This is a genomic window from Streptomyces sp. NPDC027962 (assembly GCF_055566095.1).
Map to the genome: position 1 here is coordinate 1 of NZ_JBVHTA010000031.1, position 17,820 is coordinate 17,820.

Annotated in this window: 18 protein-coding genes; 6 read left to right on the forward strand and 12 right to left on the reverse strand. The window is 71.5% G+C overall.

Annotation, left to right across the window (positions count from 1 at the left end):
• Positions 1-141: 141 nt before the first annotated feature.
• On the reverse strand, positions 142-1,275 hold the full coding sequence (locus tag ACZ4SA_RS25510; RefSeq protein ID WP_468278686.1) for a glycerate kinase: 1,134 nt from the start codon (positions 1,273-1,275) through the stop codon (positions 142-144).
• A gap of 174 nt (positions 1,276-1,449) precedes the next feature.
• Between ACZ4SA_RS25510 and ACZ4SA_RS25515 the strand changes: the two genes are divergently transcribed.
• The 4 genes from ACZ4SA_RS25515 to ACZ4SA_RS25530 all read left to right on the forward strand — a co-directional run bounded on the left by ACZ4SA_RS25515 (position 1,450) and on the right by ACZ4SA_RS25530 (position 5,437).
• Positions 1,450-1,944, forward strand: coding sequence for an NUDIX domain-containing protein (locus ACZ4SA_RS25515; RefSeq protein ID WP_468278689.1), 495 nt, complete (start codon positions 1,450-1,452; stop codon positions 1,942-1,944).
• A gap of 140 nt (positions 1,945-2,084) precedes the next feature.
• Positions 2,085-3,293 (forward strand): hypothetical protein, encoded by a 1,209-nt coding sequence (locus tag ACZ4SA_RS25520; protein ID WP_468278692.1) that lies wholly within the window; start codon positions 2,085-2,087, stop codon positions 3,291-3,293.
• 154 nt (positions 3,294-3,447) lie between these two features.
• Positions 3,448-4,635: a hypothetical protein gene (locus ACZ4SA_RS25525; RefSeq protein WP_468278695.1), complete on the forward strand. Its 1,188-nt coding sequence runs from the start codon at positions 3,448-3,450 to the stop codon at positions 4,633-4,635.
• A gap of 76 nt (positions 4,636-4,711) precedes the next feature.
• Positions 4,712-5,437, forward strand: a complete 726-nt coding sequence (locus tag ACZ4SA_RS25530) for an SIR2 family NAD-dependent protein deacylase (RefSeq protein WP_468278698.1) — start codon at positions 4,712-4,714, stop codon at positions 5,435-5,437.
• On the opposite strand, the gene ACZ4SA_RS25535 is transcribed toward ACZ4SA_RS25530, so the two are convergent.
• Positions 5,434-5,991, reverse strand: coding sequence for a methylated-DNA--[protein]-cysteine S-methyltransferase (locus ACZ4SA_RS25535; protein ID WP_468278701.1), 558 nt, complete (start codon positions 5,989-5,991; stop codon positions 5,434-5,436). The two genes, ACZ4SA_RS25530 and ACZ4SA_RS25535, sit on opposite strands and share 4 nt — an antisense overlap.
• 12 nt (positions 5,992-6,003) lie before the next feature.
• The gene (locus tag ACZ4SA_RS25540; protein ID WP_468278704.1) at positions 6,004-7,479 is read right to left on the reverse strand and encodes an AlkA N-terminal domain-containing protein; all 1,476 of its coding nucleotides are present in this window, start codon (positions 7,477-7,479) and stop codon (positions 6,004-6,006) included.
• A 74-nt stretch (positions 7,480-7,553) separates the two neighbouring features.
• Here ACZ4SA_RS25540 and ACZ4SA_RS25545 point away from each other — a divergent pair, with 74 nt between their 5' ends.
• A complete protein-coding gene (locus tag ACZ4SA_RS25545; protein WP_468278708.1) occupies positions 7,554-7,829 on the forward strand; it encodes a DUF4291 family protein in 276 nt (91 codons plus the stop codon).
• A gap of 63 nt (positions 7,830-7,892) precedes the next feature.
• On the opposite strand, the gene ACZ4SA_RS25550 is transcribed toward ACZ4SA_RS25545, so the two are convergent.
• The gene (locus ACZ4SA_RS25550) at positions 7,893-9,308 is read right to left on the reverse strand and encodes a phytoene desaturase family protein (protein WP_468278711.1); all 1,416 of its coding nucleotides are present in this window, start codon (positions 9,306-9,308) and stop codon (positions 7,893-7,895) included.
• 88 nt (positions 9,309-9,396) lie between these two features.
• Between ACZ4SA_RS25550 and ACZ4SA_RS25555 the strand changes: the two genes are divergently transcribed.
• A complete protein-coding gene (locus tag ACZ4SA_RS25555) occupies positions 9,397-10,197 on the forward strand; it encodes a nucleotidyltransferase domain-containing protein (RefSeq protein ID WP_468278714.1) in 801 nt (266 codons plus the stop codon).
• 90 nt (positions 10,198-10,287) lie between these two features.
• Here the strand turns inward: ACZ4SA_RS25555 and ACZ4SA_RS25560 are convergent, their stop codons facing one another.
• From ACZ4SA_RS25560 to ACZ4SA_RS25595, 8 genes are all read right to left on the reverse strand, one after another.
• Entirely contained in the window at positions 10,288-11,106 is an 819-nt protein-coding gene (locus ACZ4SA_RS25560; protein ID WP_468278718.1) for an inositol monophosphatase family protein, read from the reverse strand.
• Between the two features lie 505 nt (positions 11,107-11,611).
• Positions 11,612-12,643: a hypothetical protein gene (locus ACZ4SA_RS25565; protein WP_468278721.1), complete on the reverse strand. Its 1,032-nt coding sequence runs from the start codon at positions 12,641-12,643 to the stop codon at positions 11,612-11,614.
• Positions 12,644-12,770: 127 nt separating this feature from the next.
• Positions 12,771-13,958: an acetyl-CoA C-acetyltransferase gene (locus ACZ4SA_RS25570; RefSeq protein ID WP_468278724.1), complete on the reverse strand. Its 1,188-nt coding sequence runs from the start codon at positions 13,956-13,958 to the stop codon at positions 12,771-12,773.
• Positions 13,959-14,120: 162 nt separating this feature from the next.
• A complete protein-coding gene (locus ACZ4SA_RS25575; protein ID WP_251022369.1) occupies positions 14,121-14,303 on the reverse strand; it encodes a rubredoxin in 183 nt (60 codons plus the stop codon).
• Entirely contained in the window at positions 14,300-15,169 is an 870-nt protein-coding gene (locus ACZ4SA_RS25580; RefSeq protein WP_468278728.1) for an alpha/beta hydrolase, read from the reverse strand. Before ACZ4SA_RS25580 ends, ACZ4SA_RS25575 begins: the two co-directional genes overlap by 4 nt.
• Positions 15,166-16,269, reverse strand: coding sequence for a fatty acid desaturase (locus ACZ4SA_RS25585; RefSeq protein ID WP_468278730.1), 1,104 nt, complete (start codon positions 16,267-16,269; stop codon positions 15,166-15,168). The genes ACZ4SA_RS25580 and ACZ4SA_RS25585 overlap by 4 nt, the downstream gene beginning before the upstream one ends.
• Positions 16,270-16,520: 251 nt before the next feature.
• On the reverse strand, positions 16,521-16,811 hold the full coding sequence (locus ACZ4SA_RS25590) for an acyl carrier protein (RefSeq protein WP_468278732.1): 291 nt from the start codon (positions 16,809-16,811) through the stop codon (positions 16,521-16,523).
• 43 nt (positions 16,812-16,854) lie between these two features.
• Complete coding sequence (locus tag ACZ4SA_RS25595; RefSeq protein WP_468278734.1) at positions 16,855-17,817, reverse strand: acyl-CoA desaturase; 963 nt, start codon at positions 17,815-17,817, stop codon at positions 16,855-16,857.
• Positions 17,818-17,820 lie beyond the last annotated feature (3 nt).

Sequence of the window (17,820 nt, forward strand, 5' to 3'; positions counted from 1 at the left end):
TCCGCTTGGAAGCGCCGAGCCACGCCCGGCAGCACACCCACCCGCCAAACAACACGGACCTGGCCCCGCAAAAGACGCCCAGCGGCTTTCCGGGGGGGGGGGGGGGGGGGGGCGGGGCCCCCCCCCCCCCCCCACCCCCCGTCAGAGCAGGAAGTCGCGCCCGATCGACTCCGACGCCCGTTCCAGCAGCGGACCTGCTTCCGCCATGCAGCGCTCCGGGTCCGGCTCCAGCGCAGTGAGGGCGTAGGCGCGCCGGATACCGGCGCGCCCCAGTGCCTCCGGGGGGAGCGTCAGGCGGCCGCAGACCGCGACGACCTCGATGCCGCGGGCGCGGGCCGCCGCCGCGACGCCCGCCGGGGCCTTGCCGTGCAGGGTCTGCTCGTCGAGGGAGCCCTCGCCGGTGATGACGAGGGTGGCCCTCGACAGGGCCGGGGCGAAGCCCAGCACGTCGAGCATGACCTCGATGCCGGGCCGGAAGCCCGCGCCGAGCGCGACCAGCGCGCCGTAGCCGATGCCGCCCGCCGCGCCCGCGCCGGGCGAGTCCGCCTGCTCGGGTCCGAGTACGGACGCGTAGTGTGCGAGCGCCTCGTCGAGGACGGCGACGTCCTCCGGAGCCGCGCCCTTCTGGGGACCGTAGACGGCTGGGGCGCCCTTGGGGCCGGTCAGCGGGTTGTCGACGTCGCTGGCGAGGACGAGTTCGACGTCCTTGAAGCGGGCGTCGAGCCCGGACAGGTCGGCGGTCGCGAGGTCGCGCAGGGCTGCGCCGCCGGGGGACACCGGTTCGCCGGACGCGTCGAGGAAGCGCGCGCCGAGCGCGGCGAGCATTCCGGCGCCGCCGTCGGTGGTCGCGCTGCCGCCGACGCCGAAGACGATGGTGCGCGCGCCCGCGTCGAGCGCGGCGCGCAGCAGTTCCCCGGAGCCGTAGGTCGTGGCGGTCAGCGGTGCGAAGACACCCGGCGGCAGGTGCTGGAGGCCGGAGGCCTCGGCCATCTCGACGACGGCGGTGCCGTCGCGGAGGGCGTACGCCGCGGTGAGGGACTCGCCGCGCGGCCCCGTGACCCGTACCTCCCGGCGCTCGAACCCGGCCGCCACCGCCGCGGCGACCGTGCCGTCGCCGCCGTCGGCCACGGGCAGTGCCTCCACCGCCAGGTCGGGGACCACTCGCCGGAGCCCGGCTGTCACCCGCTCCGCGACCTGTACGGCCGTGAGCGAGCCCTTGAACTTGTCAGCCGCGACGAGCACACGCGCGGGCTGAGTAACTGCTCCGTCCGTCACCTTGCATCCCTTGCTATCGAACAGGCAGTCGCGCCGCCCCGACCCTATCCGCAGCGTCGGAGGGCATGCCACCCCGGCATCGCCCAATATTCCGTACCAAAGGTGGTTGTTTAGCACAGGCGCCGGGCCGTGGCGCTCACCGCCGCGCGCGGCCCATGTCCTACGCTGCGTGCCGTGACGACCTCGGACTACGCCTCCTACATCGCCTCCCTCCCCCGCATCCTCGCCGGAGCCGCCGCACTGCTGCGTGACGGCGAGGGCCGGGTGCTGCTGGTCGAGCCCAACTACCGGAAGGGGTGGGCGCTTCCGGGCGGCACGATCGAGTCGGATCGGGGCGAGACGCCGCGGCAGGCGGCCCGCCGGGAGACGCTGGAGGAGATCGGCCTGGACATCGAGCTCGGCGCGCTGCTCGTGGTCGACTGGGTTCCCGGCGAGGCTCGCCCCCCGATCGCCGCGTATGTGTACGACGGCGGGGTGCTGCCGGAGGACCGGTTCAAGGAGGTCCGGCTGCAGGAGGAGGAGCTGGTGTCCTGGCGCCTGGTCGCGCGCGAGGACCTGTCCGAGTACCTGCTCGGTTCGCTGGGCCTGCGGGTCATGGCCGCTCTCGACGCGCTGTCGGCGGGGACGGGCACGGTCGAGCTGGAGAACGGGCTGCCGCCTGCACCCTGACCGCTCGAGCAGTGCATTTGCCCCGTTTTGCCGGTAACCGACAGGCCGTACGCGTGCGTTCATGACTCGTTGTCCGAGCCGACCGGGACCGTGCACACCCGACGGGCAGCATCCGGAGCCCCCGGACTCCGGAGTGCCCCATGTTCCTGCATCTGCGCGGCTGGCTGACCGCGGTCGCGGCCTTGACGCTGGTGACGATCGCCGGCGCCGCTCCCGCCGCCACCCCCCATGAGAAGTCCCCGGATCCTCCCCAACTGCCCGTCCAGGCAGACGCGCGAGTGCTGCCCGCCTCCGTCGCCGGCGGCACCTGGAAGTCCGGGCATCTCCAGGGCATGGCTCTGGATCCGGGCAAGCGGCACCTGTACTTCTCGTTCACCGACAGCATCGTGAAAACGGATCTGCGCGGAAGGCCGCTCGGGTCGGTCCGGGGCATCGGGGGCCATCTCGGCGACCTCGACTTCGACCCGCGGGACGGCCGGGTCTACGGCTCGCTGGAGTACGCCGACGCACAGGCCTTCTACGTGGCCGTCTTCGACGGTGACCGGATCACCCGGATGAACATGGACGCCCGTACCAGCGGTGTCCTGACCACGGTCCATCTCGAGGAGGTCCGGCGCGACCACACGGCCGACATGGACGGGGACGGCATCTTCGACGGCCCGCGGGCCGATACCGCGGACCACCGCTACGGGAACGCCGGCATCGACGGGATCTCGTTCGGGCCGGCGTTCGGCAGGAAGGACGGGCGGCAACTGCTCACCGTCGCCTACGGCGTGTACGCGGACACAACCCGCCGTGACAACGACCACCAGGTGCTGCTCCAGTACGACACGACGGCATGGCGGCAGTACGAGCGTCCCCTCGACGAGTCCCGCCACCACCGCCGAGGCCCCGCCGCCCCTGAGGGCAAGTACTTCGTCCACACGGGCAACACCACGTACGGCGTGCAGAACCTCGAGTACGACGGTCACAGCGGCAACTGGCTGATGGCCGTCTACAATGGGACCAAGGTGTCCTTCCCCAACTTCGGGCTCTTCGCCGTCGACGGCAGCCGGCCGCCCGTGATCGGCGGGATCCGTGGCCAGCAGCGGCCGGAACAGGGACTGCTGCTGTCGCTGCTCCCTGAAGGAAAACACCACGAGCAGTCGGGGACGTACGGCTGGGACCAGGCGGGACAGTACGGACTCGTTTCGCTCGGCGACGGCCGCTTCTACCTGGGCGAGTCCACCAAGGTCCGCCACGGCGGGGCCACCCTGCAGAGGGGAAGGGCCCGGCTGCACCGCTGGACCGGCCGGACGCCGATGCCCTTCACCCCCGTCGTGCTGCCGGCCGCCGCTGCCGCATCGTGACCGACGCGCCGGTGCGCAATCACCGCAGGATCCACAGCGCCTGACGGATCATCATTCAGCGTGGGTATTCCCCGTACAGGGCGTTCATGTCGAGTCGGGTCGGCCGTGCGCGTCCGCCGAGCACCATCCGGACTTCGAGGACCCCGGAGGGACCATGCACAGGCACTCGCACGTGTACGGCCTGCTGACGGCTGCCGTCTTCCTGGCCGCAGCAACGATCGGCACCCTCGCTCCGACGGCCGGCGCCGCACCGCCGCGCCCCGCGCCGAGACCGCCCCTCACCGTCGACGGCGGGGCCTGGGCGTCCGGGCATCTCCAGGGCATGGCCCTGGACCGCCGCAAGGGCTTCATGTACTTCTCCTTCACGAACCTCCTGGTCAAGACCGACCTCCGTGGCCGGCCTGTCGGTTCGGTCACCGGGTTCACCGGGCACCTCGGCGACCTGGACCTCAACACCGTCGACGGACGTGTCTACGGCTCGCTGGAGTACAAGTCGGCGAAAGCGTTCTACATCGCGATCCTCGACGGCGACCGGATCGACCGGATGGACATGGACGCCGCCACCAGCGGTGTCTTCACCACCGTCCATCTGAAGGAAGTGGTGGACGACTACACGGCCGACATGAACGGCGACGGAGTCTTCGACGGCAACACGGGCAAGACGGCCGACCACCGGTACGGGTGCAGTGGCATCGACGGAGTCGCATTCGGCCCGGCGTTCGGGAAGAAGGGAGGGCAGCAGAAACTGACGGTGGCTTACGGGGTGTATGCCAACGCCACCCGGAAGGACAACGACCACCAGGTGCTGTTGCAGTACGACGTCCGCAAGTGGCGTGCGTACGAGCGGCCCTTGACCGAGTCGGAGCCGCACCGCAGCGGCCCGTCGTCCCCGGACGGCAAGTACTTCCTGTACACCGGGAACACCACCTACGGCGTGCAGAACCTCGAATACGACGGCCGCAGCGGCAACTGGATGATGGCCGCCTACAAGGGCACCAAGCCCGCCTTCCCCAACTACTCGTTCTTCGTCGTCGACGGCGACCGCCGCCCCTTCTGGGGACCGATCCGCGGACAGCAGCGGCCGGAGCGCGGCCGGCTGCTCCCGCTGCTGCCGCGGGGGCTGCATCACGAGCCGTCGGGGACGTACGGCTGGGAGGCGGCGGGGCAGTACGGGCTCGTCTCGCTGGACGACGGCCGCTTCTACGTGGCGGAGACCGGCAAGGTCCAGGACGGTGACGTCATGAAGGAGATGGGCAGGGCGGTGCAGCACCGGTGGACGGGTGAGGCTCCGACCCCGTTCGCCCGTATCGGCCCCGTGATTCCTGCGGCGGCGCGATGGTGACCGTGGCCGGGGAGGACCGGCGCAGCGGGGCACAAACGGTTCGCCGCCGGTCGTACCGGCTGCGTACGCTCGGAGCATGACTCTCGTCGCGATCCTCAGCGGCGCCGGCATCTCCACGGACTCCGGCATTCCCGACTACCGCGGTCCGCAAGGACTCTGGCGACGCGACCCGCAGGCGGAGAAGCTCGTCACGTACGACTTCTACATGGCCGACCCGGACATCCGGCGGCGCTCCTGGCTGATGCGGCGCAAGAGCGCGACATGGAGTGCGGAGCCGAACGCCGCGCACCGCGCGGTGGCCGCGCTCGACCGGCGTCCGGGCGTCGCCGTCCGGGTCATCACCCAGAACGTCGACGGGCTCCACCAGCTCGGCGGCATGCCCGATCGCAAGGTCCTCGAACTGCACGGCACCGCGCGGACGGTGACCTGCACCCGCTGTCATGCCCGCTCCCCCATGGCGGAAGCGCTGGCACGGGTGGAGGCCGGCGAGGAGGACCCGGCGTGCACGACGTGCGGCGGCATCCTGAAGTCGGCGACGGTCATGTTCGGCGAGCGGCTGGACCCGGTCGTGCTGGGCCAGGCGATGGCGATCACCAAGGCGTGCGAGGTGTTCGTCGCCGTGGGCACGACGCTGCGCGTGCAGCCCGCGGCGTCGCTGGCCGGTGTCGCGGCCGAGAACGGCGCGCGGCTCATCGTGGTGAACGCCGAGCCGACGCCGTACGACGAACTCGCCGACGAGGTCGTGCGCGAGCCGATCGGGACGGCGCTGCCGGCGCTCCTGGAGCGGCTCGCGGACGCCTAGAAGACGGACGCCTGGACAGCGGCCGGCGGGACGTCTGCGGCGAAGGCCGGGAAGAGCGCGCCGTCCCCCACCCCGCGCTCGAAGACGAGCAGTCGCTGCTTGCGGTCGAGTCCGCCGCCGTAGCCGACGAGGCTCCCGGAGGCGCCGATGACTCGGTGGCAGGGCACGATGATGCCGATGGGGTTCTTGCCGTTGGCGAGGCCCACCGCGCGGGAGGCCCCCCGGTTGCCGAGCTCCTCCGCCAGTTCGCCGTAGGTGCGTGTCTCGCCGTACGGGATCTGCCGCAGCCGGTCCCAGACACTGCCCTGGAAGGGCGTGCCCGCGAGGTGCAGCGTCAGGTCGAACTCGGTGAGTTCGCGGGCGAAGTAGGCCTCCAGCTGGTGGATCGCCTCGCCGAAGGGGGTCTCGTCGCGGTCGCCGAAGGTCTCTTCGGCCGGACGGTGACGCTGATCGGTCATGTAGAGGCCGCTGAGGACGCCGTCGGTGGCGACGAGGGTCAGCGCGCCGTAGGGGCTGTCGACGACCGTGTGCCGCCTGGACGTGGTCGTGTTCATGAGTGGGGTTCCTTACGCCGGGAGGTGGTTGATGGGGTGGTCGTCCGACGCCCACAGGTACTGGACGGCGTAGGCGCGCCAGGGCCGCCAGGCCGCCGCCCGCGCGGTGAGGGCGGCCGGGGTGGCGGGCAGCCCCAGTTCGGACGCGGCGCGCCGCATTCCGAGGTCTGTGGGGAGGAACGCGTCGGGGTCGCCGAGGGCACGCATCGCGATGACCTCGACGGTCCACGGCCCGAAGCCGGGCAGCTCGGCGAGCTGCGCCCGTGCCTGGTCCCAGTCGCTGCCCGGGTCGAGCTTGAGCGTCCGGTCGGCGAGGGTGGCGACGAGCATGGTCAGGGTGGTGCGCCGGCTGCGGGGCAGCGCGAGGGCCTCGGGGTCGAGGGCGGCAAGTGCCTCGGACGTCGGGAAGAGGTGGGTGAGGCCGCCCTCGGCGTCTTCCACGGGCACGCCGTGCGCCCTGACGAGGCGTCCCGCGTGGGTGCGGGCGGCTGCCGTGGAGACCTGCTGGCCGAGCACGGCCCGTACCGCGAACTCGGCGGCGTCGACGGTACGCGGCACCCGCCGCCCGGGCGCCTTGTCGACCAGCGGGGCGAGCAGCGGATCGCTGCGCAGCTGGTCGTCGACGGCGACCGGGTCCGCGTCCAGGTCGAGCATCCAGCGGCAGCGGCTGATGGCGATGGTCAGATCGCGCGGATCGGTCAGGGAGAGCCGGCAGGAGATGTGGTCGGGGTGCGGCGTCAGGCTCACGATGCCGTGCCCGTACGGGAGTGACAGGGTGCGCCGGTACGCTCCGCCCCGCCACTCCTCGACGCCGGGGACGCCGGTCGCGGCGAGATGCCCGAACAGGTTGCCGGGGTTGAGCGGAGCACGGTACGGGAGCCTGAGCGCGATCACGCCGGGCGCGGGCGGCACGGCGGCACGGCCGCGGCCGGCGCGGGCCCGCAGCTCGCTCGGGGGGAGGGCGAAGACCTCGCGGACGGTGTCGTTGAAGGTCCGGATGGAGGCGAAGCCGGCCGCGAAGGCGACCTCCGCCATGGGCAGAGCCGTCGTCTCGATGAGCAGCCGCGCGGTCTGGGCACGCTGGGCACGGGCCAGGGCGAGCGGCCCGGCGCCCAGCTCGGCAAGCAGCTGGCGCTCGATCTGCCGGGTGGAGTACCCCAGCCGCGCGGCGAGGCCCGGCACACCCTCCCGGTCGACGACGCCGTCCCGGATCAGCCGCATGGCACGCGCGACGGCGTCGGCGCGGGCGTTCCACTCGGGTGAGCCCGGGGTGGTGTCGGGACGGCAGCGCTTGCAGGCCCGGAACCCGGCCTGCTGACAGGCTGCGGCGCTCGGGTAGAAGGTCATGTTCTCGACCTTCGGCGGCACGGCCGGGCAGCTGGGGCGGCAGTAGATCCCGGTGGTCAGCACGGCGGTGAAGAACCAGCCGTCGAACCGCGCGTCCTTGGACCGGACGGCGCGTACGCAGCGCTCGGTGTCGGTGTGCATAGGTCAAGGATGACGCTTTCAACCCGCTCGCTCTGGCGAGAATCCGACATCGACCTTGCTCTGCCAGGACCGGCGTGACCTCCCGGACCCGGAGTGCGATCCAGGTAGGGCTGTCGGGCCCGGCCGTCGACCGCTACGTGGACGACTGGATCACCGGCATCCGCGATGTGACGCCACTGGCACACGACATCCGCACGGCGGTGAAGGCGGGGACCTCAGCACGGCGGAGGCCCTGCTTCCGCCGGAGCGGGTGTATCCGCTGCCCGAGGAACTGGCCGGCCGCGTCGGGCCACGCCGACCGGTCGTCCGCTCTTGCCTCACTTCCGGACTTGGAAGGATCACCGGCATGAGCGAACGTCGGGCACTGGATTCCCGCATATCCCGTCCGGCGTCGCTGCGTGGGTGAGCCGGGCTCAGCGTGCCCGCAGTCGGCGCCAGACCGCCTTCGCGGCGTGGTGGCCCGACATGCCGTGGACGCCCGGGCCCGGCGGTGTCGCCGAGGAGCAGAGAAAGACGGCCGGGTGCGCGGTGGCGTACGGAACGCGGGCCAGCTTGGGGCGGATGACGGTCTGCATTCCGGCGAAGGCGCCGCACGCGATGTCTCCGCCCACGTAGTTGGCGTTGCGCGCGGCCAGTCGAGGCGGGCCGGCGACGGCGCGGGCCAGCACCAGGTCGCGGAAGCCCGGTGCGAAGCGCTCCAGTTGGCGCTCGATCACCTCGGTCGCGTCGCCCTCCCAGCCGGCGGGCACATGCCCGTACGCCCACAGGACGTGCTTGCCCTCGGGCGCCCTGGTCGGGTCGACCACGCTCGGCTGGGCGGTGATCAGGAAGGGGACCTCGGGAGCGCGGCCGGCGACCGCCGCGCCGAGGGCGCTCTCGATCTCGCGCGCGGTCGGGCCGATGTGGACCGTGCCTGCCGTGCGGGCATCCTCGGCCGTCCACGGCATGGGCCCCGACAGCGCATAGTCGATTTTGAAAGCGGAGGCGCCGTACCTGTAGCGCCAGTACGCCTGGCCGAGCCCGGCGATCCTGGCGAGCGCGGTGGGTGAGGTGTCGAAGACGTACGCCCGGGCCGGCGGCAGCTCGTCGAGCCGTCTGACCGGAGTGCCGGTGTGGATGGTGCCACCCTGTTCGCGCAGGTAGGACGCGAGTGCGTCGGAGATCGCCTGCGACCCGCCGCGCGGCATCGGCCAGCCCACCTCGTGCGCGGCCAGCGCGAACAGCAGCGCGATGCCGCCGGTGGCCAGGCCGCTGGTGGGGGCGATGGCGTGGGCGGCGAGCCCGGCGAGCAGGCCGCGCGCCTTTTCGCCGCGGAAGCGACGGGCGAGCATGCTCGCGGGCCGGATCGCGTCGAGGCCGAAGCGGACGAAACGGTACGGGTCGCGGGGGAGCCCGTCCCAGGGGGTGCGCAGGAAGTCCGCGGCGAGGCTGTCCCAGTGGCCGAGGTAGGGGGCCACCAGCCGGCGGTACGCACCGGCGTCGGCCGCGCCGAACGACATGGCGGTCGTGCCGACCGAGCGGCTGAGCAGCGCCGCCGTCCCGTCCGGGAAGGGGTGGGCGAGGGGCAGTTCGGGATGCAGCCAGGTCAGGCCGTGCCGGTCGAGCGGCATGTCGGTGAAGGCGGGCGAGCCGATACCGAGCGGGTGGACGGCGGAGCACGGGTCGTGGCGGAAGCCGGGGAGGGTCAGTTCCTCGGTCTTCGCGCCGCCGCCGACGGTGTCCATGGCCTCGTACACGGCAACCGCGAAGCCGCGGCGGGCCAGTTCGACCGCGGCTGTCAGCCCGTTGGGGCCCGCTCCCACGACGACGGCATCGAGCATCGACGGCACCTTCGGACTCCTTTGTCAGCCGACGGCCAAGAGACACAAGGATATTCCCGGGTACCGACATCGCAGGGCGGGGTACCGTCCCGTCGCGATGAACAACACGATCGAAGACATGGCAGCCCGGCTCACCTGCGTACCTGGGGTCCGTGCGGTCGCGCTCGGCGGCAGCCGGGCGCGTGGGGCGCACCGGCCCGACTCCGACTGGGATCTCGGCGTCTACTACCGGGGCACGGTGGACGTCGCCGCACTGGCGGCGACGGCGTCCGAGGCGACCGGCGGGCCGGTGGAGGTGGCCGCGCCGGGCGGCTGGGGGCCGTGGGTCGACGGCGGTGCGTGGCTGTCGGTGGACGGCGTCCAGGTGGACTGGATCCTGCGGGACCTGGACCGCGTCGAGCGGGTCTGGGCCCAGTGTCAGGCGGGGCGGTTCGAGACGGGGACGCAGCCGGGCCATCCGCTCGGTTTCTGGTCGCCCGCCTATCCCGGCGAGGTGGCCCTGTGCCGGGTGCTGGCCGACCCGGCGGGCGAGTTGACGGCGCTGCGGGAGCAGACGCAGACGTATCCGGAGCCGTTGCGCCGTGCACTGGTGGACGCGGCATGGGAGGCGGAGTTCTCGGTCGCCGCCGCGGCCAAGTCGGCGAGGGCATGCCCGCCGGACACGCTGCACGTGTCGCTGTGCCTGTCGCGGGCGTTCGGTGTGCTGGTGCAGGCGCTCCATGCGCACCACCGGGTGTGGTGCCTCAACGAGAAGGGCGCGCTGGCGGCCGCCGCGGCGTTCCCCGGTGTTCCGGCGGACTTCGCCGCGCGCGTGTCGTCGGCGCTGGCCGGCCTGGACGCGGCCGCGGTGCAGTCGGCGGGTGAACTGGTCCGCGAGGTGCGGGCCCGGCTGGTCTGAGCCGGGCACGTGGCGGCGGGATCCGCGCCGGGCTCCTTTGGGCGGGAGCGTCCTGTGCGGGGCCCTTCCGGATGGAGCCGCCGGGCCTCCTCAGCTGAGCAGTTCCCGTATCCGGCGGGCCGTCGCCTCGTCGCGTGCCGCCGTGAACGGGAGGGCGTTGCCGCCCGTGATACGGAACGGCTCACCGGCGAGCGTGAGATGCGCGCCGCCCGCCTCCGTGACCAGAAGCAGCCCGGCCGCGTGGTCCCAGGGCAGTTCCCAGGAGAACGCGACCGCGTCCAGGTCTCCCCGCGCGACGGCCAGGTACTCCAGGCCCGCCGAGCCGCACGGCCTGGCGTCGACACCGGGCACGGCGAGTCCGAGGAGCGCGCGCTTCTGCTCCGGAGTCGTGTAGTCCGGATGGGACATGGCGATCCGCAGCGCCGAGCCCGGGGCGGGGGAACCGGACCGTATCGGCATGCCGTTCAACGTGGCGCCCGCACCCCGCACGGCGACCGCCAGCTCCTCCAGCACCGGTGCGTACGTCCAGGAGGCGAGGACCTCGCCGCGCAGCGCAAGCGCGACGAGCGTGCAGAAACCGGGCTCGCCGCGCACGAACTGGCGGGTGCCGTCGACCGGGTCGACAATCCACACCGGCGCATCGCCGTGCAGCCCGTCGGCGCCGGCCGGGTCCGCGTGCACCCCTTCCTCGCCGACGACGACGGAGCCCGGCAGCAGCGCCGTGAGCGATGCGGCCAGGTGCTCCTCCGCGCTGCGGTCGGCAATCGTGACGAGGTCGTGCGGGCCGGTCTTCTCGTCGACCTCGTGCGCGGCGAGCCGGCGGTAGCGCGGCATGATCTCGGCGGCCGCCGCCTTGCGGACGGCCTCCTCGACGTCGGACAGACCACCGGTCAGAAAGTCATCGATCATGTCCCTAAGACAATCACGCCCCGCCGACATCGCGGGAGGCGCTCAGCGCCCCACCGCGTAAGCCTGCATTCCCCGGGGGTTCGCCGCCGCGGACAGGACGCCGGTGCGCGGGTCCCTGGCGACCGCGCAGAGCCGGCCCTCCGACCAGGGCTCGCCGACGGTGACGTCGTGAGTAGGCGTTGCCGCCCCGCTCGAGGACGGCCATCGCGGACTGCGAGGCGAGCCAGTGCGTCGAGGACACCATCGCGAAAGTGCCCTGGAGCGTCGGCCGGGTCGTGAACATGGCCTTCTCACCTCGCGGTTTACGCCTGTCGGCCGGTCCGGGCGGCGCTCGGGGCCGGTCTTGGCAGAGAAAAGGGGAGGCTGAGCCAGGGGCTCTCGTGCCGCCACTCCCCCAGCAGGCTATCGATCCTCCCGCGCCCCCTTGCCCGCGCCTTCGCCCACGTCCTCGGCCCGGCCCCGGCCCCGGCACGAGAGCGGCGTAGTGGCCGAAGGCGCGGGCCGGTCACGGCCGGCCGAGGCGGAACACGGAACGGCCCGATGCCCGGGGCGCCGCGCCCGCCAGCCATACGCCCCCCTCGGTTGCGTAGACGCCGGTGGTGGCGCAGGCCAGGGTGACCCGGTACGGCGTGGCATCGCCGCCCAGTTCCACATGGAAAGAGGCAGTGGACCTGTCGGCGCTCGCCGTGGCGGCCTCTGTGTTGTACGGCAGTGGCGCCAGCTCGGTGTTCAGGCCGAACACCACACCGGTCACCGTGCGGTACTCCTCGTTCTGCCTGAACAACTCCGCGAGCGCTGCCGCCGCCGCGTCCGAACCGCTCTCGACGGACTTCAGCCCGAGCACCCTGCCCGCTTCGACGGTGAGCACCATGGGATAGGAGACCAGCGGGGTCAGCCTTTCGTACAGGCGTTGCCGTCCGCGCGGGGCACCGCCGACCACGGGTCGCCCCTTGACGGTGACCGTTCCCGTCAGCGGCGTGCCGCCGGTGGTGGAGCAGACCGGCATCCGGCCGATCGGAGCCATCTGCACGCCCCCCGCTTCCGTGGCCCCGTCCGGGGCGGGCCGCAGTGCGCCGTGCCCGTCCAGTGCCGCCACCGAGCCCGTGAGCGGTTCGTGCAGGGTCAGCCCGCCGGGGTCCCGCAATGCCGAGAGCAACCGGCGGCCTTGGTGCGCCGTCGCGTCCTGACGGGTGCGCTCCATGGCCGTCAACAGGCGGCGCAGCCGTCCCTGGGCGAGCGGACCCTCGCAGAGCCGTGCGCCCACCACGACTCGGGACGTCCCGATGGCTTCCGGCGGTGCGGTCAGCAGGCCGTCCCGGGTGGCGAGGACCAGTACGTCGGAGTCCGCGGGCACCTCGGTGCCGAGGAGCACGGCCAGCGAGGCGGACGGCTCCGCGGGGATCAGGGACGGCTCTGCGCCGCCGGGACCGCGCCCCGCGATCCGGACACTCCGGGCCAAGGGCTTTTCGACGATGACGGTGAAGTGCTTGCCACGCACGGGGTACGGGGCCAGGACCTCGGGACGTACGACGATCACTGCTGGGCCTTCCGCTGTCCGGGACGAGGGGAGGGAGGGGAACGAGCGACGGTGAATCGGCGGGCCGCTCCCTTCCGTACGGTCGTGCAGGGGTCGCCATGCGGAAGAGAGCCGGGCCGGCAGACGTTCAGGGAGCCGGCGAGTGGATCACCAGCGCGCTGCCCTGGCCGCCGCCACCGCACATCGAGGCGACCGCCGTGCCGCCGCCCCGGCGACCCAGCGCATGGGCGAGGTGGAGCACCAGCCGGGCCCCGGATGCGGCCAGCGGGTGGCCCAGCGCGATCGCCCCGCCATCGGTGTTGACCATGTCCTCGGGAAGTTCGAGCGTGGCCATGGAGACGACACCGACCGAGGCGAAGGCCTCGTTGATCTCCACCAGGTCGAGGTCGCCGACGCCGATACCCTCCTTGGCGAGAGCGGCGCTGATGGCGTTGGCCGGCTGCTCGTGCAGGCTCGGGCCGGGACCGGCGACCGTGCCGTGTGCGCCGACTTCGGCGATCCACTCCAGGCCGAGCTCCTCGGCCTTGCGCCTGCTGCACACCACGACTGCCGCGGCGCCGTCGGACAAGGGCGACGAGGTGCCGGCGGTGATGGTCCCGGAGGGGCTGAAGGACGGGCGCAACTTGCCGAGGGCCTCCTCCGTGGTGTCGGGACGCAGCGACTCGTCGTGCTCGAAGAGCACCGGATCGCCCTTCCGTCGCGGCACGGACACCGGAACGATCTCCTCGGCCAGGGCACCCGCGTCCACCGCGGCGGCCGCCTTGCGGTGCGAGGCGGCGGCGAAGGCGTCCTGCTCCTCGCGGGTGACGCCGTAGCGGGTGTTGTAACGGTCGGTCGCGCTGCCCATGACCACGTCGTCGAACGAGCAGAACAGCCCGTCCAGCTCCATGCTGTCGGCCAGCGGCGTCTCGCCGTACTTGAAGCCGGCGCGTGCCTTCGGCAGGACGTGCGGGGCCTGCGTCATCGACTCCTGTCCGCCGGCCACGACCAGGTCGAACTCGCCGGCGCGGATGAGCTGATCGGCGAGAGCCACCGCCTCCAGCCCGGAGAGGCAGACCTTGTTGACGGTCAGTGCGGGCACTCCCATCGGGATGCCCGCCGTCACCGCCGCCTGCCGGGCGGGGTTCTGGCCGGCGCCCGCGGTGATCACCTGGCCCATGATCGTGTACTGCACCTGATCCGGCCGCACTCCCGACCGCTCCAGGGCCGCGCGGATCGCCACGGCGCCCAGCTGGGCTGCCGAGAAGTCCTTCAGGGAGCCGAGCAGCTTCCCCATGGGGGTCCTCGCTCCCCCCAGAATCACCGAACGTGCCATGTTTTCCTCCGAGTTGAGGGTTGTGGAGGCTGATTCACCGACGTCGTCGAAGATGCCCATCAGTAACACCGGGGGCCACGCCGTGTGAGCAACGGCACGACGCGTGGCCACAGGGAACCGAGCGGGCGAATCGGCCGGCAACGGGCCCGGGGAAACACCCGGTCACAGCTCCTCCATGACGAAGTCGGCCTTGGCCGCGCCACAGTCGGGGCACTCCCAGTCGTCGGGAATGTCCTCCCACCGGGTGCCGGGCGGGAATCCCTCCTCGGGAAGCCCCAGTTCCTCGTAGTAGACCCAGCCGCAGAGGAGACACATCCACGCCCGCTTGCCGGACCGGTCGCTCATACGATTCCTTCTCTGTCCCTGTTCATGTGCCCGGCGACGAAGCCGGAGACGGTGGCGCTCACGTCCTTCGACATGAGGATGCCCATGTGCCCGGTCCCCGGCTTGCTCACCAGCGTTGCGTCCTTCATCCCGGCGCTGACGGCCACCGCGTCGGAGTACGGCACCATCGGGTCCTCGGGGTCGTGCACGACCAGCACCGGCCGGTCGAAGGAGGCGCCGAGTCCGACGACGTCCCAATGGCTGACCGGCACGCCGTTGCGGCGGTGCAGCTCGCCGTAGATGCCCTCCACCACGGCGGGCGTCAGCCGCAGGCCGGCCCCGTCCCACCGGTCCAGGACACCGCCCAGCGTGCAGGCCGGAGCAATGAGGACGGCGCAGTCGAGCGGCTTTCCGGTCCGCTCCACGGCCGCACCGATCGCCGCGACGCTGCCCAGCGAGTGCGCCACGACGACGCGTACGTCGCCGAGCGTGTCCAGTACGGCGCCCACGGCCCGGGTGTACTGCGTCATGGTCGCCTGGGTCCCCTCGCGCACCCCGTGGGCGGGACCGTCGAAGGCCGCCACCCGGAAGCCGAGGTCGCGCAGCGAAGGGACGAGCGAATGCATGCTGCTGCTGTCCGCGGCCCAGCCGTGCACCAGCAGCGCGGTACCCTCGGCCGCCTCGCCGCCGCCCCACAGAAAGCCGCTCGGCACGTCGGCATTGCCTGCGACGGTGAACCGGTCGGCCCCGAGGGGCAGCACGTTGTCCGGGCGCAGGCCGAGGGTGCGCGTACTGCTGAACACATCGGTGGCCCACCGCACACCCGCTCTCGGGGCCAGCGCCCCGAGAGCGGTGTGGGCGAACCTGCGCAGCAGGGGCGCCTTCACCGGGTTCCTTCAGCGCCCACGGACGCGGGCGTCTCCGGTGCCACCTTGCTCCGTGACAGGTCCGAGTAGTACCCGGACTCCGTGTCGTAGAAGTGCAGATGACGGACGATGCGCCACATCTGCCCGAAGGTGAACCTGCGTTCTCGCACCAGGCCCGGATACCGCTGCTTGAGCATCTCCTGCGCCTTGGGCAGGTTGTAGTACGGCACCACCGGGGCCACGTGATGCGCTGTATGGATCGAGATGTTGTGCGTGAGGAACAGCAGCCACTTCGGGTAGGCGTAGTCCGTGGTGACCAGCAGCCGGCTGGCGTTGCGCGTCCAGTACTCGGCCGTCAGGTACGGCACGTCGCTGGCACTGTGATGCATGAGCGTGGTGGCGCTGAACCAGGCGTGGGTGGCCAGCCAGGGGGCGACGAAGTAGAGCAGCAGCCCCGGCACACCGGCGAAGTACACCAGCGCCGCCTGGTAAGGGACGGCGACAGCGGCGACGAATGCCATCGAACGCCGTACCTCGCGCCGCTGCCCCGCCTTCGGGAAGAACCCCGGCCGGAACCCGGACTCCACCCAGTAGTTGATCGTGCCGCCCCAGAACGCCCAGGTACGGGTCGAGAGGTACACCGCCTTGCCCCACAGGGACATCCTGTCGAACATGCCGGCCGGAAGAGGGCGCCAGTCCGTGTCGAGTTCAAGATGGTTGGTGCTGGTGTGATGCATATTGTGAACATGCCGCCACGCGTGGAACGGATAAATCAGCGGCAGCAGCGAGATGTGCCCGATCGCGTAATTGAGCTTGCGGGAACGTGAGAAGGAACCGTGACCGCAGTCGTGCGCGATGCAGTGCAGTCCCCAGCCGCCCAGGCCGGCCACGATCCACAGGGGCAGCCAGAGCACCCAGTGGGGAGCCCAGGCCACGCCGGCGATCGCGCCCGCGTAGAGCAGCCAGCTGACGATGAAGCCGGCCATGCCCCGGCCCAGGCGCGGCTCGAAGTACTCCTTCGGTATCGCGCTCGCGAGGCGTTCGCCCTCGATCTGCTCCGCCTGGGCAAGAAATGTCTGGAAGTTTTCGTCCGGTGCCGAAGGGAAGTCGAATGCACCCATGTCGTCTCCTTCGTGAGAACGGTCGGTGCCAGTGCCGCGACCGGCAATGTCTGCCCGTCAAGGAGCGTCGTCCAGTGCGTGCTGCCGCAAGGCTGCCGGAAGGCCTTGTAGCGGAGCTACCAGGTCTTTTGGCCAACGCGGCGAGTGGGGGCACCTCCCGCGCCCGGAGGGCTGCGGGGGAGTGCGGGGCGACGCGACAGGGCAAAGCTCGCCGGGAGGGGCATGGCGGTCCGGCGAAGGGCCCGGAAGGCTCAGGCGGTGAGCCTGAGCTCCTTGGCCAGGTACTGGCTCAGGGCATCGATGGACTGGTATTCGTAGAGCAGGCCGGGCGAGAGCCGGCGTTCGACGATCTTCTCGAGGGCGCCGGACACTTGGACCGCAACCCGGGAGTCGAGTCCGTAGGACTCGAACGTCTTCCGGGTGTCGATGGTGTCCCGCGGGATCTCGGCGTGGACCGCCAGATAGTCGGTGAGCCACTGCTTGAGCGACTCCTCGGTCAGCGGCCCCTGGGGCTGCGGAACTGACTTCTTCCTCTTGAACACCTTTACGCTCCTGCCTCGTTGGTGCCGAGTGGGCGCGGCTCGGTCAAGCCGCTGCCCGTGCCTGTTTCCTGCGCTTGGCGATGGTCTCCTTGTCGGGTTCGCGCAGACTCCACACGACGCGGAGTTTGCCGAGACCCGCGAGCAGCCACCCGCTCAGGTCGGGCTCCCACCAGGTGACGCCGTGCCGATAGGAACCGGGGAAGGCGTGGTGGTTGTTCTGCAGCCCTTCACCGAAGGTGAAGACTGCGACGGGCCAGTTGTTGGCGCTGCGGTCCTCGTTGTCGAAGGGGCGTCCGCCGAAGGCGTGGCAGATCGATCCGACGCACCACGCCGCCTGGTTGGCGACGAAGATGCGCGCCAGGCCGCCGAAGACCAGACCGGTCAGTGCGGACATCGCGGTCTGCTCGATCGCGAAACCGATGACGGCCGGAAGCAGCAGGCCGCTGATCACCCACAGCGGGTAGGTACGGTGGTAGTACATCAGCCGCCGGCTGCGCAGCACGTCGGGGCCGAAGACGGACCACTTGGTGGTCTCCGGGCTGAGCATCCACGGCATGTGCGCGTACCAGAGACCGCGCATGCGAGCCTTGAGTTCCCATCCGTGCAGGTTGGGTGAGTGCGGGTCACCCTCCCGGTCGCTGAACCGGTGGTGCCTGCGGTGTGTGGTGACCCAGAACATCAGCGGACCCTGGGCCCCCATGGAACCCGTGATCATCATGACGCCCTCGAACACGGCCGAGGTCTTGAATGCCTTGTGGGCGAGATAGCGGTGGAATCCGACCGTAATGCCGAACATGTGGACGAAGTACATCGCACCGAACAGCCACAGGTCGGTTGCGGTGAACTGCCCGCTCCACAGGAAGTAGGCCGCCGCCGCGGTACCGATGAGCGGCAGCGTCATGGTGGTCAGCGCGGAGAACCGCTTGATCCGCAGGCTCACGGGGTCGAGTCTGACGACGGCGTTCGCGACGGTGTTGGAGGTGGTGGCCGAGGTGGCCGATGACATCGC

Bases quoted from the DNA above. Each gene is read 5' to 3' on its own strand.
- ACZ4SA_RS25535 (WP_468278701.1), bottom strand. From the start codon at position 5,991: ATGAACACGACCACGTCCAGGCGGCACACGGTCGTCGACAGCCCCTAC.
- ACZ4SA_RS25570 (WP_468278724.1), bottom strand. From the start codon at position 13,958: ATGGCACGTTCGGTGATTCTGGGGGGAGCGAGGACCCCCATGGGGAAG.
- ACZ4SA_RS25555 (WP_468278714.1), top strand. From the start codon at position 9,397: ATGAACAACACGATCGAAGACATGGCAGCCCGGCTCACCTGCGTACCT.
- ACZ4SA_RS25525 (WP_468278695.1), top strand. From the start codon at position 3,448: ATGCACAGGCACTCGCACGTGTACGGCCTGCTGACGGCTGCCGTCTTC.
- ACZ4SA_RS25540 (WP_468278704.1), bottom strand. From the start codon at position 7,479: ATGCACACCGACACCGAGCGCTGCGTACGCGCCGTCCGGTCCAAGGAC.
- ACZ4SA_RS25560 (WP_468278718.1), bottom strand. From the start codon at position 11,106: ATGATCGATGACTTTCTGACCGGTGGTCTGTCCGACGTCGAGGAGGCC.
- ACZ4SA_RS25575 (WP_251022369.1), bottom strand. From the start codon at position 14,303: ATGAGCGACCGGTCCGGCAAGCGGGCGTGGATGTGTCTCCTCTGCGGC.
- ACZ4SA_RS25585 (WP_468278730.1), bottom strand. From the start codon at position 16,269: ATGGGTGCATTCGACTTCCCTTCGGCACCGGACGAAAACTTCCAGACA.
- ACZ4SA_RS25530 (WP_468278698.1), top strand. From the start codon at position 4,712: ATGACTCTCGTCGCGATCCTCAGCGGCGCCGGCATCTCCACGGACTCC.
- ACZ4SA_RS25520 (WP_468278692.1), top strand. From the start codon at position 2,085: ATGTTCCTGCATCTGCGCGGCTGGCTGACCGCGGTCGCGGCCTTGACG.
- ACZ4SA_RS25595 (WP_468278734.1), bottom strand. From the start codon at position 17,817: ATGTCATCGGCCACCTCGGCCACCACCTCCAACACCGTCGCGAACGCC.